Genomic DNA, 14,229 nt, shown 5'->3' on the forward strand with positions numbered 1-14,229 from the left:
CCGCCAGCCTTAACCTTACCTCAAAAAGGGAACTTACCATGCCACGCTACACAGCCCCAACCAAAGACACGCAATTCATCCTGCATGATGTGTTGAAAATCTCTGAATCCACGATCCCCGGCTACGACGAACTTGAGGCCGATTTCACATCTGCCGTTCTGGAAGAAGCCGGCAAACTGGCCACAGATGTATTGGCCCCATTGAACCCGGTGGGTGACACCGAAGGCTGCCGTTTGGAAAATGGCATCGTCTACACACCGACGGGCTTCAAGGCCGCGTTCGAGCAGGTCAAAGAAGGCGGCTGGACCGGATTGGACATGCCAGAGCAATACGGCGGCCAGAACATGCCAGCCGTGATCGGCTCAGCCGTGGGCGAGATGTTTTCCGCATCAAACCAAGCCTTTACCATGTATCAGGGTCTGACCCACGGTGCCGCATCGGCCATTTTGGCCCACGGCACCGACGCCCAAAAGGACAAATGGTTGCCCAAGATGGTGTCCTGCGAATGGACCGGCACCATGAACCTGACCGAACCCCATTGCGGCACGGATTTGGGCATGATGCGCACCAAAGCGGAACCCCAAGACGATGGGTCTTACAAGATCACTGGCCAGAAGATTTTCATCTCGTCCGGTGATCACGACATGGCCGACAACATCGTCCACTTGGTTCTGGCCAAGATCGTGGGCGGCCCTGAAGGCATCAAAGGCGTGTCTTTGTTCATCGTTCCTAAGGTAATGGTCGATGACAACGGCGACATGGGTGCGCGCAACGGCGTATCCGTGGGCAAGATCGAAGAGAAAATGGGCATTCACGGCAATTCGACATGCGTGATGAACTACGACGAAGCGACGGGATACTTGCTGGGCGACGAGCACAAAGGCATGCGCGCCATGTTCACCATGATGAACGAGGCCCGTCTGGGTGTCGGCATGCAGGGGCTGGCCCAAGCAGACGCCGCCTATCAGAACGCTTTGGACTACGCCAAGGACCGTTTGCAAGGCCGTGACGTAACGGGGGCCAAGAACCCCGAAGGCCCCGCCGATCCGCTGATCGTGCACCCCGACATTCGCCGTTCATTGATGGAACAAAAGTCTTTCGCAGAAGGCGCGCGTGCGTTCATTCTGTGGGGTGCCACCATGATCGATGCGGCGCATCGTTCCGAAGACAAAGACGCTGACGGCCTCGTGTCTTTGCTAACCCCTGTCATCAAAGGCTTCCTGACGGACGTAGGCTACGACATGACCGTAAAAGCACAGCAGGTGTACGGCGGGCACGGCTACATCGAAGAATGGGGCATGTCCCAGTTCACCCGCGATGCACGTATTGCGATGATCTATGAAGGTGCCAATGGCGTGCAGGCCTTGGACTTGGTTGGTCGCAAGCTGGCGCAAGATAGTGGCAAGCATGTGATGGCGTTCTTTGATCTGGTCAAGACCTTCATCAAGGATAATGCCGGCGAAGACGACGCCTATGATGCGGCGTTTTTGGAGCCACTCAAGGCAGCGTCCAAAGACTTGCAAGCAGCAGGCATGTATTTCATGCAAAACGGTATGAAGAACCCCAACAACGCATTGTCTGGTTCCAACGACTTTATGCACATGTTCGGTCACGTCTGCCTTGGCCTGATGTGGGCGCAAATGGGCAAAGCGGCAACCGAAGCCTTGGCAAACGGCGCGTCGGACACTGCGTTCTACGAGACCAAGCTGGCCACGGGGCGCTTTTATATGGCCCGCCAATTGCCAGCAACAGCGCTGCATCTGGCCCGCATCAACACAGGTGCAGACACAGTTATGGCGTTGGACGCGGCAAACTTCTAAACTGGTGGGGTGCGCCAAGGCGCACCTTACCCTAACTTCGGAGCCTTGATGCCAAAACGCTTTCGCCTGACCCGTCGCCTTCCCATCGCCATGACCGAAGACGGTTATAGAAACCTTAAACGGTTTGCGACCGATGCAGGATTGGACGAGGGAGAAGCACTGTCGTTTTTATTTGAAAATTTCCGCAGTGTTATCAACGAAGAAAATCTGACAGCCCGCTTGCGGTTGTTTAACGCAGAGATCGACGCGCGTAAGCGCTAGGGAGAACCCGCATGAAAGATATGGCTGGCACCGCCTCAAGCTGGATGACAGATGAGCACCAGATGATCGCCGAAATGACGCGGGCATTCATAACCAAAGAATGGGGCCCCAAATTCGAGCGTTGGCGCAAACAGGGGCAAATGGATCGCGAGACTTGGGTTGAATCCGGCGAATTGGGTCTGCTTTGCCCTTCCATCCCGGAAGAATACGGCGGAGCTGGCGGTGACTTCGGACATGAAGCCGCTATTCTGATCGAAGCATCGCGTGCCAATCTTGCATCATGGGGCCATGGCATCCATTCAGGCATCGTCGCGCACTACATTCTGAATTGCGGAACGGAAGAGCAAAAAGCCCGATGGTTGCCAAAAATGGTGACTGGCGAGTTGGTCGGGGCCCTGGCGATGACAGAGCCGTCGACCGGATCCGATGTCCAATCCATCAAAACAAAAGCAATTCGCGATGGAAACGCCTACCGATTGTCGGGTCAAAAAACATTTATAACCAACGGTCAGCACGCCAATCTGATCATCGTAGCTGCCAAAACCGATCCCAATGAACGCGCGAAAGGTGTGTCTTTGGTTGTGGTCGAAACGGATGAGGTCACAGGCTTTGCGCGTGGTCGCAACCTGGAGAAAATCGGGATGCATGCGGCCGATACATCCGAGCTGTTCTTTGACAACGTAGAAATACCGCCCGAAAATATTTTGGGGGGCGACGAGGGGCAAGGGTTTTACCAACTGATGAACCAGCTGCCACAAGAACGTTTGATTATTGCATGCGCTGCGGTTGGAGCTATGGAAGGTGCTGTTGAGCGAACAGTGGCCTATGCGCGCGAGCGCGAAGCGTTTGGTGGACCGATCATGCAATTCCAGAACACGCGCTTCAAACTGGCCGAGTGTAAAACAAAGGCAATGGTCAGCCGATCATTCTTTGATGAATGTATGGCCGAGCATTTGCGCGGTGCGCTCACGGCGGACAAAGCAGCAATGTGCAAGTATTGGACAACAGACACCCAAGCCTGGGTTCTGGACGAATGCCTGCAACTTCATGGCGGTTATGGGTTTATGCAAGAGTACGCTATAGGCGAGATGTGGACTGATGCCCGCGTTCAGCGCATTTACGGCGGCACCAACGAGATTATGAAAGAGCTGATCGCGAGGGCACTTTGATGTCCTTTCCTACGGTGCAATTTGTACGTTGGGGAGCCTCCGGCGGAGGTTTATCTGGCGAGATGAAGGAGGATCTTTTGCGCGATCCACTCCGCCATCCGGAACCAGATAGTACGGGACGGCAGAGCTTCACCTCGCATATGGCTCAGCTCCTCAGCCTACCATACCGGTCCATGGTAGGCGCATTAACCTTAATCCTTGGTGAACATCCCCCTGTTCATCTCGCAAAGTAAACCTCACGGGGGTCTGGGGGTGTGAAACCCCCAGTCTTGTTTAACAAAAAGCGTCCATGGGAGGACACAGGCACATGACCTTACAACTGCAATGTTTTGGCGAAAGCGGAAATTCTTACAAAGCGGCATTGGCGTTGGAGCTATCGGGCCTCGCGTGGGAACCGGTCTTTGTTGATTTTTTCCAAGGGGCCGCGCGTACGCCAGAGTTCAAAGCCCTCAACACTATGGGCGAAGCACCTGTGTTGATCGACACAGATCACGATTATTCTATCACTCAATCGGGTGCCATTCAGGACTACATCAGTCATTTAAGCGGTAAGTTCGCCGGCAATTCACCCGAAGAGCGCCGCGAAGTGTTGCGGTGGGTTTTGTTTGACAATCACAAATTGAGCTCAATGGCTGGCGTCACACGGTTTTTGATGAACTTTTTGCCTGAAGACAAACGCCCCCAAGAGGTCATTGCCTTCAATCAAGGCCGCCTTCAAGGCGCTTATGCTGTGTTGAATGCTCATCTCGAAGGGCGGCAATGGATTGTGGGCAACGACATCACCAACGCCGATCTAAGTTGCTGTGGCTATCTCTACTATCCAGAGCCATTTGGGTTCGATCGTGCCGCCTTCCCAAACATCGACGCGTGGTTGACACGTTTGTCTGAAACTCCGGGGTGGAAACACCCTTACGATCTAATGCCCGGCAACCCCTCTGACCGGGCGTAACCCTTCTTCACGACGCTGCGGCAGACCTTGAATTGTCCCATGCCAAAGCATCACCTGATAAAAGAACACTGCTTGAAAGGATCACCCGATATGACCGAAGCCTACATCTACGACGCCCTGCGCACACCGCGCGGCAAGGGTCGCAAAGACGGGAGCCTGCACGAAGTGACAGCGCTGCGCCTGTCTGCCGTCACCATGAACGCGTTGAAAGAGCGCAACAATCTGGAAGGCCATGCCGTGGAAGACGTGATTTGGGGCAATGTCACCCAAGTCATGGAACAGGGCGGATGTTTGGCACGCTCTGCTGTTTTGGCCTCTGACCTTGATGAGCGTATTCCCGGTCTTGCCATCAACCGTTTCTGCGCTTCTGGCATGGAAGCCGTAAACCTTGCCGCCAATCAGGTCAAAGGTGGCGCGGGCATGGCTTATATCGCGGGTGGCGTCGAAATGATGGGGCGCGTCGCAATGGGCAGCGATGGGGCAGCGATTGCTGCGGACCCAAGCATCGCCATGGACAGCTATTTTGTGCCGCAGGGCATCTCGGCGGACATTATTGCGACTGAGTACGGCTACACCCGTGACGACGCGGATATGCTGGCGATGGAATCCCAGCGCCGTGCCAAGGCCGCTTGGGACGACAACCGTTTTGCCAAGTCCGTCATTCAGGTCAAAGATCAGAACGGTCTGACGATCCTGGACCACGACGAATACATGCGCCCGCAAACCGACATGCAAAGCCTTGGGTCCCTGAACCCAGCCTTCCAAGCCATGGGTGAAATGATGCCCGGCTTTGATAAGGTCGCGTTGATGAAGTACCCGCATCTGGAGAAAATCAACCACATCCACCACGCGGGCAACTCGTCCGGCATCGTGGATGGCTCTGCCGCTGTGTTGATCGGCAACAAAGAGTTTGGCGAAAAGTATGGCCTGAAACCGCGCGCCCGCATCAAAGCCACAACAAAGATCGGCACGGACCCCACGATCATGCTGACGGGCCCTGTCCCCGCCACCAAGAAAATCCTCGAAGACAATGGCATGAATATCGGCGACATCGACCTCTTTGAGGTCAACGAAGCCTTTGCCTCAGTCGTCATGCTATTCATGGACAAATTCAACGTCGAACATGAAAAAGTGAACGTCAACGGTGGGTCCATCGCCATGGGGCACCCTTTGGGCGCAACTGGTGCTATGATCATCGGAACGCTTCTGGACGAGCTTGAACGCCAAGACAAAGAAGTAGGGCTTGCCACGCTTTGCATCGCGTCCGGCATGGGGGCGGCTACCATCATCGAACGGGTCTGAACACGGCAATGCCAGGAAATATGAAAGAAACCGAAGACCGAGACGCCATGGCCATCTATCAGGACCATGTTGATCGGGCTTCGGCAGCGACACTTGCCGCTGACTATGCAGCCTTTAGCGCTTGCATTTCTTTCCCTTGGCGGGTTCGCACCGTCAACTTGGATCTGTGCATTGAAGACGATGAAGAGCATCGTAGGAACTTTCGCCAATTCGTCGATGTTTTGAAGACTGACAATGTCACAGGTCTGCACCGCTTGGTGAAGACGGCGTGGTTCGTGACACCTGATGTCATCGAAGGGACCCACATATCCCATATGATGCACAACGGAACGCGACTGCGAGACCCCTATTACAACCGTATCCGGCTGGTCCGGCACCCTGAACATGGCTGGCGCGAGACCGATTGCACCAATGCCGTAGTGAACAAAGCGGGCAACTTCGCAATCGTCGATACGATATCGACAGATGCCTTGCCGCCCGAACTGAAAGAACTTCCGGAAAGGAAACTGAAATGACCGATTTTACGATGCAAAAAGATGCCGAAGGCATCGCCACCATCACATGGGATGTAGCCGACAAAACCATGAATGTGATGTCAATTGATGGCTTGGGCCAACTTGACGCGCATATTGACGACGCCCTGGCCGATGACGCCGTCAAAGGCATCGTCATCACATCCGGCAAGGACAGCTTTGCGGGCGGCATGGACTTGAACCTGCTGGCAAAAATGAAAGCCGACGCAGGCGATGACCCTGCAAAGGGCCTGTTTGAAGGCACCATGAAAATGCACGCCTTGCTGCGCAAGATTGAACGCGCGGGCATGGACCCAAAGACCAACAAAGGCGGCAAACCGATTGCTTCCGCCCTGCCCGGCACGGCTGCTGGCATTGGTTTGGAACTGCCACTGGCCACGCACCGCATCTTTTGCACATCCAACCCTAAGGCCAAAGTCGGCCTGCCCGAAATTCTGGTTGGCATCTTCCCCGGCGGCGGCGGCACAGTTCGCTTGCTGTTCAAAATGGGTTTGGTCAACGCTTCGTCGCAAATCCTTGAAGGCCGTATGAACGCGCCTGAAAAGGCCAAATCACTTGGCATCGTAGATGAAGTGTCCGACGATCCGGTCGCGGCGGCCCGCGCTTGGGTTCTGGAGGCCAAAGACGCCGATATCGTCAAACCATGGGACGCCAAAGGCTTCAAAATGCCCGGCGGTGCGCCCTATCACCCTGCTGGTTTCATGAACTATGTCGGTGCCAACGCGATGGTTGCAGGCAAGACTAAAGGTGCGTTTCCTGCGGCCAAGGCCGTGCTAAGCGTGCTTTATGAAGCGGCTTTGGTGCCCTTCGACACGGCCCTGAAAATCGAGGCGCGCTGGTTCACCAACATCCTGATGAACCCGTCGTCTTCCGCGATGATCCGGTCCTTGTTCCTGAACAAAGAAGCCTTGGAAAAAGGCGCTGTGCGTCCCAAAGGCATCGCGGACCAACGCGTCAAAAAACTGGGCGTCTTGGGCGCAGGCATGATGGGTGCGGGTATCGCGTTGGTGTCGGCGCAGGCTGGTATTGAGGTCGTGCTGATCGACCGTGACCAAGATGCGGCGGACAAAGGCAAAGCCTACACCGAAGCGTATCTCGACAAGGGCATCGCCCGCAAAAAAGGCACGCCCGAGAAGAAAGAGGCGATGTTGTCGCTGATCACCGCGACGCCTGATGTTGAAAAGCTGGCAGGCTGCGACCTGATCATCGAGGCCGTGTTTGAAGATCCTGCCGTGAAGGCAGAAATCACCAAACGCGTCGAAGCGGTCATTCCTGAGGATTGCATTTTCGCCTCCAACACCTCGACCTTGCCCATTTCTGAACTGGCCAAGGCGTCTTCCCGTCCCGAGCAGTTCATCGGCATCCACTTCTTCTCACCCGTTGAGAAAATGTTGCTGGTTGAAATCATCAAGGGCGCGGAAACCGGCGACCGCGCAGTTGCGAAATCTTTGGACTACGTCCGCCAAATCCGCAAAACGCCCATCGTGGTCAACGATGCACGTTTCTTCTATGCCAACCGTTGCATCATCCCATACGGGAACGAAGCCACGCGCATGGTGACAGAAGGCGTCGCACCGCAGTTGATAGACAGTGCCGCGCAGCAGTTGGGCTTCCCTGTCGGGCCAATCCAATTGGGCGACGAGACATCTATCGATCTTGGTGTGCGCATCATGAAAGCGACCAAAGCCGCAATGGGCAACGCCTATCCAGCGTCTGAGGCCGACGACCTGATCGTGTGGATGGAAGAAGAAGGCCGCCTTGGTCGCAAGGCGAACGCGGGTTACTTCAACTACGATGAAAAAGGCAAGCGCACAGGCTATTGGAAAGGCGTTCACGACAAGTATCCATTGGCCGATGAACAGCCTGCATTGCGTGAAGTACAGGATCGTTTGATGTTTGCCCAAGTACTGGAAGCCGTGCGGGCACTGGAAGAAGGCGTTTTGGAAGACATCCGCGAAGGTGACGTTGGTGCGATCCTTGGATGGGGCTTTGCACCTGCCACGGGTGGCCCCTTCAGCTATCTGGACATTATCGGCACACCATACGCCGCTGAACGCTGTGACCAGTTGCAGGAAAAATTCGGCGATCGCTTCGAATGCCCGGCCTTGCTGCGTGAAATGGCCGCAAAGAACCAAACTTTCTACGGACGGTTTGGCAAAGAAGACGCGGCTGCGGCCTGAATTTCTTCCTTTGTAATTTGACGGAAGGCCCTGTTTTTGCAGGGCCTTTTGTCGTTTTTACCGACCTTTTGTGCGATGCAAGGACGCGGTACCGGCAAACACTTTGATTTGAACAGCTTTTTAAGACCCTTTGTTTTATACGTTGCGGATGCGCTGTATTGCGTTAACAAGATCGCCAACAGTGGCAAGAAGCAGACATATGACCCAAAAATCAAGCGTTTCAGCGCAGACAGTCGAACCGAAAAATGCCCGTGACTGGGTGAAAGTTTTGGCAAATTACCGTGAACCAAGTGCAAAACGCAGCAGTTTCGAATTGGCGGTAACATTAGGTCCCTTCATTGGGCTTTGGGCATTGGCATGGTGGTCGCTGTCAATCAGCGCTTGGCTGACCTTGGCCATATCGCTGTGCAACGCCGCGTTTTTGCTTCGTTTGTTTGCCATTCAACACGATTGTGGGCACAGCGCTTTTTTCAAGAACCGCGCACTCAGCGACTGGACGGGACGCGCCATCGGTGTCCTGACCCTGACGCCCTATGATGTTTGGCGTCGGGCACATTCCATCCACCATAGTTCTGCCGGTAATCTGGGTCGGCGGGGGCTGGGCGATATCAACACTTTGACGGTCGCCGAATACCGCGCCCGCTCTCCGATGAAACGCCTGATGTACCGCATGTATCGCCATCCGATCGTTTTGTTCGGTCTGGGGCCGGGTTATGTGTTCTTTTTGGAAAACCGCCTGCCCGTCGGATTGATGGAAAAGGGCAAATACTGGATCAGCGCTATGGGGACCAATGCAGCCATTCTGGTGGCGTTGTTGGTAATCCTTTACTTTGGCGGGCTGACCCCGATCTTGCTGATTTTTGTGCCGTCCACCTTGCTGGCAGCGACGGCCGGGGTATGGCTGTTCTATGTCCAGCACCAGTTCGAGACCACACATTGGGAAGAGAACGACAACTGGGATGTGCATCATGCCGCCCTGCATGGTAGCTCGCATTACGTCATGCCACGGGTTCTGCAATGGCTCAGTGCCAATATCGGCATCCACCACGTGCACCACCTATACAGCCGCATCCCATTCTACCGCCTTCCCGAAGTGCTAAGCGATCACGCCGATCTTGCGACAGGCAATCAGATGACCATCCGTGAAAGCATTGCAAATGCGCGGCTGCATCTTTGGGATGAAAACAGCAAACGTCTGCTGTCGTTTTCAGAGGCACGCAAAGTCGCGTAACCACATCGGTCCACGTCTGACATTCAACGCCGCGCATGGAAGTGCGCGGTTGGTTTGGTCGCGTTTCGGCAAAAGCCTGCACGACGATACTGCTTGGGGGAAGGGTGGTACCACCTCCTGGTCTCGAACCAGGGACCTCTTGATCCACAATCAAGCGCTCTAACCTACTGAGCTAAGGCGGCACGTTGGGGTGATTTAACGCCCAAGTCTTACGATTGCAAGTGTGATCCGAACCGAAAAACCCATGTTTGTTCGACAAGATCGCACCCAAACGAATGAACTGGTCTGCTGCCCACCAAATCCCATCCTGTCCGAGCATATAAAGCACAAGCCGCTGTGTGGCTTTCATGTGTCCAAAGCTGCATGTTTTGATAGCCTACGCTTTGTGCAAACCCCATACATTCAGACAATAATTTCTGCCCAAGCCCTTTGCCGCGGGCCCCGGGCTTTAGAAAAAACAGGCGCAGTTTCGCAGTGGTGTCATTCAATCGCACACAAAAAATCGTGCCAAGACGCTGCCCGTCTTCTTCGGCCACCCAACCACGTTCAATTTGCGAATCATGATGTGCGTTGAAGTCGGCCAAAATTGACGCGACCAACGGGCCGAATGTGTCGTCAAACCCTTCCGCTTTTGCGTAGTGCGTGCCGTGCTGGGTCACAACCCAGTCTGTGTCGCTGGCATTGAAGCGCCTGATCTGCAAGTCTTCCATGACATCAACATGCAACGGCCGACCTTGCCTTTCAAGACGCGGATAGCTAGCAAGACACAACAAATGAAAGGCGCACCCATGGGGATCAACAGCGAAAGCGACATCCAAGCAAACCTGCAAATCGGACCAACCGATCAAGGGATGGTGCGCATTTATGTCGAGGGAAAAGGCATCGATTTGCCAATGGATTTCGACCCCGAGGAAGCCGAGGAAATCGCTGAAGAGATCTTGGCGGCGGTCGCAGCCGCGCGCATCATCAAATAGAGACCTGTTAGATGGTTTCGGCGGGTCATCCCAAAATGGAATGACCCACGTTATAAAACAGCCAGCCATGCATTTACTGGGTGGGGGCACGCGTGACTGACCGTCTTATCCCTGTTGTGGTCTGGGTCTACGTCAGAAGCTAAAGCGCACACCTATATTCAGTGATGTAGACTCCAGATCGCCACGTACGGTCCCTGTAGAGGTGCCTGCTGGCGAAAGCCGCGTGGAAGATACGCCAAACACACGCCGGTACCGCGCATCTGCTGTCAAAGTGATGCGATCACTTGCAGCATAAGACACCCCGACAATCGCTTGTGCGGCCAAGCGTGTGTCGCTGTCCTGAATGCGGACGCCAGGTCCATAGACCAGATCCTGATTGATATGGGCGATGCCCAGACCGCCACCCGCAAATGGCGTCAGTGCACCTTGGGTTTTGAAATCAGCAATGACATTCGCAAAAAGGGCTGTCGTTCGAATCCCCCCCGCGACGTTCACCTCTGCGGCAGGGCCATTGCCTGAAAACTGGATTTGGTCTGCATCACGGTCGCTAAACGACAGCTCCAGTTCCCCACGCAGGCCGATTTTATCTGTGGACCACGCCTGAAAAGTCTTGCCCACGCCGACGCCAAGGCCATACCCCCCTTCCAGATCGTTATTCACAGAATTTGGCGCCCCGCCAATCGTGCCACCGTAGTTCAAATCGGCTGAAGCCGCGCTGCCTCCGTAGGCAAAGCCGTATAAATCCTGGGAAAATGCAGGTGTCGTCAGAGCAACCGTCGCCAGTGCCCCCAATATCGCGATCTGTTTCACTGAAGCTTTCCTTTGCATGTGTGTTACGCAATGAAAAACCCTGACGGCCTGATTTTATTTGATCACAGCAGTTGACGCTTCTGTGTGTGATTGTGAGATCTATTTCTAGATCTGCGGTCAGAACCCCTGCCCTGCTCTGGGGTCTCTTAAAAGATGCAACCGGCGCGCGGCATCTGTGGCAAACTTCTGGATGATTTTCTTGCGTCTCGCTGCGGCCAATTTGACCTCTTCCGGCATGCGCTGCACCTCGGCATCATACCCATCTGCAATGATCAACCCCGTATCGTCTGGCAAAAGTTCAGTCGGGAAATCGCCATCAACCGCCCAAAAGAACCTGTCACACCAATCCAGATACCCTTGCCATTTGTTGTCAGATTGAAAGTCCATCCGACTGGATTTGCATTCAATGACCCAAATTTCGCCTTTTGGACCCAGCGCGATCACGTCTACGCGCAACCCGCGTGTGGGTACAAATTCTTCCAGACTGGCCATGCCCAAATGCCTCAGATGGCGCGACACGCCACGGGCCAGAATTTGGCCGGGTGCCATGGGTGTATCGTTCGGAACAAGAGATGAAATTTGCATACACACTTATACGAACAAAAGGTGAACAAATGCAAGCCGCCTTGGCCTTGCCACCATGGCCTCCTACATATTGCAAAGCCACGCGGCGGAATCACGGCAAGGAACCAATATGTCAGACAAGAAACCATTGACCCAAGCAGAGGCACGCGGCGTTCGCGCCGCACGCGAATTGGAAGATCATCTGACTTGGCTGGACACGTTTTCCGGCACAGCACTTGGGGTTCTGGCGGTCGCATCAGGCATCTACACCTACCTTGGGGTTTCCTCTTTGCTGGACAGCAACGGCGCCATGTCGGTCTTTGCAGCCATTGCGTATTCGGTGGCGGTTTCCGTCGGTATTTTCGTATTCTGGTCTTATATGTTGCGCCTGTTTCCAGCGGTACGCACAGCACAGGCCCGTATCGGTCTGATGTTGGCTATGGCCTTGGGTTCCTTGGCCATTGTCGCCATGTCGTCTTGGTTGAATGCAGCTGCATTGGCGGGGTCTGCCGCCGTCGAACAACATTTGGCAAAAACCGTGCAAGACTATCAAGACGCGCTGGAAAGCACCCATGAAATTGCACTGTCAGCCCAAGGTCTGGAACGCGACGTGGCGCGTGTGCGTCAATCATTCGAGGACCTCTCGGAACAAGAAGCCACAGGCAATCTGTCCGGTTTGGCTGGGCGTGGGGCCGTGTTTCGAGTCTTGCGCCAGAAAGCATCCGAACTGCAAGGGTTGGAAGCCCAAATCGCAAGCCAGACACCTTTGGTCGACAATGCATTTGATGAAGGCAACCAGATCCTAAGCCGCATGCGCGCACTGACCGTAGAACCCGGCCCCGTCGAAGCGCGATCCGTCGAGTTTTCAGAACAAGCCGTGCGACTGGCCGGTTTGATTGCCCAGATGCAGCAACTGAATGTCGCCCCCTTGGTGGAACGCGCGGCACAGGATTTGGCGGCTTCTGTTGTGTTGCCCGAATTGGACGGGCGCACAGAAGAAACCCGTTCGGATCAGGCGGCAACCATCACGTCCGTTCTGGATGTGCTGGGCCGACGCGCAAAAACGCTTGAGACTGCCGCACAAACGGTGCAGCAGCTGGCGCCGCCAAAAGACGTCACATATACCCCGATTTCCAGCGCCGACGCGGTGATTTTATACGCGCGAAATTTTGTGCCCAGCTGGGCGGGGGCCATTGCGATCGACCTGCTGCCTGCTGTTTTGGTGTTTATTCTTGCCATAACCCAATCTGCAATCCGGCGCGGGCGCGAAGGTGCCGGCGTAGAAGACACCATGACCCTTGCCGAACTGCGCGCCGCCCTAAGCGCCATCCGCGATGTCGAACTGGCGATGAACGAGATGCCGGACGCCATGAACGCCCCCTCTCGTGCGCCCCATGTGCCCGTGCTAGACACGCCTGAAAGTGACCAAAAATGAACGGACGCAGCGTTGCGCGTATTCTATCGGGTGTTTTGATTTTCCAATTGGGCATCGGGGCGTTGTTGATCGTTGGCGACATGCAGGGTTCTTTTTCCTTGCCCCACTTTGGGCCCGACGCGCCTGATCTTGACCAACCGGTGCGGCCCGGCGACCAGCGGCGCCAATTTGATCCGAACCGCACCCCGCGCCAGACCGGCCCTGCCCCATCCGGTCCCCTGCCAGACCGCCTCACACTGACCCAACTGGACGGTGAAACATACCGATTAGAGGGCGGCATCACGCCAGGTGACGCAGACCGCATCAGCAAGCAGATTTTGGAAGCGACCCCGAAGGTCAAGCTGCTGGTTTTGCAGTCTCCCGGTGGAACAGTGGGCGAAGCCCTTGATCTGGGACGGTTTATTCGCGCCCAAGCCATCGACACAGAAATGCGCAACGGCGAAATATGCTATTCTGCCTGCCCTTACGTGCTGGCGGCAGGCACCACGCGCACCATAGACGACGCGGCGTCAGTGGGCGTGCATCAGCATTATTTTGGCGAAAGCACTATTTTGCCGGCTCGGTTCGCTGTTGAAGACATTCAAAGGGGTCAGGGCGAAGTCATGGTGTATCTGGACGCGATGGGCATTGACCCATTGGTTATGCAACACTCGCTCAGTACGCCGCCAGATGAAATATATGTACTGCTTCCCGAACAGTTGAAAACCTACAATTTTGTAACGCCGCAATAGCGCTGCGCCGCGACCGTATCCTTTTTGCAATATGGACAAAGTGCACCAGCCCTTGTCCTGCGTACAAACCTGCCCTATCTGATGGAGCGACGGGTTCTGCCCTTCTTGTGTCGGGTTGCATTCCGGTGGCCTTAAGCAATTCCGAGGGAGCTGGCTCTGTTCTGGCCCTGGCCTTTTTACCTGGCGCCCACCTGTACATACAGGTCCTCGGGAATGAGAGAACCTCACGGCTGTGGTGGTTCCCGTCACCCTCACAAAATTGCACAAGAT

14 protein-coding genes and 1 tRNA gene are annotated in these 14,229 nt (G+C 55.1%); 11 read left to right on the forward strand and 4 right to left on the reverse strand.

Going from position 1 to position 14,229, the window contains the following annotated elements; translation table 11 throughout:
* Positions 1–38: 38 nt before the first annotated feature.
* From ABJL60_RS09305 to ABJL60_RS09340, 8 genes are all read left to right on the forward strand, one after another.
* Positions 39–1,820 carry an acyl-CoA dehydrogenase C-terminal domain-containing protein gene (locus ABJL60_RS09305; RefSeq protein ID WP_348376102.1) on the forward strand — a complete coding sequence of 594 codons (1,782 nt, stop codon included), beginning with the start codon at positions 39–41 and terminating at the stop codon, positions 1,818–1,820.
* A 48-nt stretch (positions 1,821–1,868) separates the two neighbouring features.
* A complete protein-coding gene (locus ABJL60_RS09310; protein ID WP_108829231.1) occupies positions 1,869–2,081 on the forward strand; it encodes a hypothetical protein in 213 nt (70 codons plus the stop codon).
* Between the two features lie 20 nt (positions 2,082–2,101).
* Positions 2,102–3,250 (forward strand): acyl-CoA dehydrogenase family protein, encoded by a 1,149-nt coding sequence (locus tag ABJL60_RS09315; protein WP_348376257.1) that lies wholly within the window; start codon positions 2,102–2,104, stop codon positions 3,248–3,250.
* 307 nt (positions 3,251–3,557) lie between these two features.
* Positions 3,558–4,199, forward strand: a complete 642-nt coding sequence (locus ABJL60_RS09320) for a glutathione S-transferase family protein (RefSeq protein WP_348376103.1) — start codon at positions 3,558–3,560, stop codon at positions 4,197–4,199.
* Between the two features lie 90 nt (positions 4,200–4,289).
* Positions 4,290–5,501: an acetyl-CoA C-acetyltransferase gene (locus tag ABJL60_RS09325; RefSeq protein ID WP_348287323.1), complete on the forward strand. Its 1,212-nt coding sequence runs from the start codon at positions 4,290–4,292 to the stop codon at positions 5,499–5,501.
* 20 nt (positions 5,502–5,521) lie between these two features.
* Positions 5,522–6,016 (forward strand): hypothetical protein, encoded by a 495-nt coding sequence (locus ABJL60_RS09330; protein WP_348287321.1) that lies wholly within the window; start codon positions 5,522–5,524, stop codon positions 6,014–6,016.
* A complete protein-coding gene (locus ABJL60_RS09335; RefSeq protein ID WP_348376104.1) occupies positions 6,013–8,214 on the forward strand; it encodes a 3-hydroxyacyl-CoA dehydrogenase NAD-binding domain-containing protein in 2,202 nt (733 codons plus the stop codon). Before ABJL60_RS09330 ends, ABJL60_RS09335 begins: the two co-directional genes overlap by 4 nt.
* Before the next feature lie 199 nt (positions 8,215–8,413).
* Positions 8,414–9,445, forward strand: coding sequence for a fatty acid desaturase (locus ABJL60_RS09340; RefSeq protein WP_348287317.1), 1,032 nt, complete (start codon positions 8,414–8,416; stop codon positions 9,443–9,445).
* A 105-nt stretch (positions 9,446–9,550) separates the two neighbouring features.
* Here ABJL60_RS09340 and ABJL60_RS09345 read toward each other — a convergent pair.
* Together ABJL60_RS09345 and ABJL60_RS09350 are read right to left on the reverse strand one after the other, a co-directional pair.
* Positions 9,551–9,627: transfer RNA gene (locus ABJL60_RS09345), tRNA-His, on the reverse strand.
* 27 nt (positions 9,628–9,654) lie between these two features.
* Entirely contained in the window at positions 9,655–10,155 is a 501-nt protein-coding gene (locus ABJL60_RS09350; RefSeq protein ID WP_348376258.1) for a GNAT family N-acetyltransferase, read from the reverse strand.
* Between the two features lie 78 nt (positions 10,156–10,233).
* Here ABJL60_RS09350 and ABJL60_RS09355 point away from each other — a divergent pair, with 78 nt between their 5' ends.
* On the forward strand, positions 10,234–10,419 hold the full coding sequence (locus ABJL60_RS09355) for a DUF6324 family protein (protein WP_108830212.1): 186 nt from the start codon (positions 10,234–10,236) through the stop codon (positions 10,417–10,419).
* Between the two features lie 132 nt (positions 10,420–10,551).
* Here ABJL60_RS09355 and ABJL60_RS09360 read toward each other — a convergent pair whose 3' ends face one another.
* Positions 10,552–11,229 (reverse strand): outer membrane beta-barrel protein, encoded by a 678-nt coding sequence (locus ABJL60_RS09360; protein WP_348287315.1) that lies wholly within the window; start codon positions 11,227–11,229, stop codon positions 10,552–10,554.
* 117 nt (positions 11,230–11,346) lie between these two features.
* The gene (locus ABJL60_RS09365; RefSeq protein WP_348376105.1) at positions 11,347–11,778 is read right to left on the reverse strand and encodes an MmcB family DNA repair protein; all 432 of its coding nucleotides are present in this window, start codon (positions 11,776–11,778) and stop codon (positions 11,347–11,349) included.
* 145 nt (positions 11,779–11,923) lie between these two features.
* Between ABJL60_RS09365 and ABJL60_RS09370 the strand changes: the two genes are divergently transcribed.
* Together ABJL60_RS09370 and ABJL60_RS09375 are read left to right on the forward strand one after the other, a co-directional pair.
* Positions 11,924–13,228, forward strand: a complete 1,305-nt coding sequence (locus ABJL60_RS09370; RefSeq protein ID WP_348376106.1) for a hypothetical protein — start codon at positions 11,924–11,926, stop codon at positions 13,226–13,228.
* Positions 13,225–13,959, forward strand: a complete 735-nt coding sequence (locus tag ABJL60_RS09375; RefSeq protein ID WP_348376107.1) for a hypothetical protein — start codon at positions 13,225–13,227, stop codon at positions 13,957–13,959. The genes ABJL60_RS09370 and ABJL60_RS09375 overlap by 4 nt, the downstream gene beginning before the upstream one ends.
* Positions 13,960–14,229: the final 270 nt, after the last annotated feature.

Source organism: Ascidiaceihabitans sp. (assembly GCF_039986515.1).
In the GTDB taxonomy this organism is placed as follows: domain Bacteria; phylum Pseudomonadota; class Alphaproteobacteria; order Rhodobacterales; family Rhodobacteraceae; genus Ascidiaceihabitans.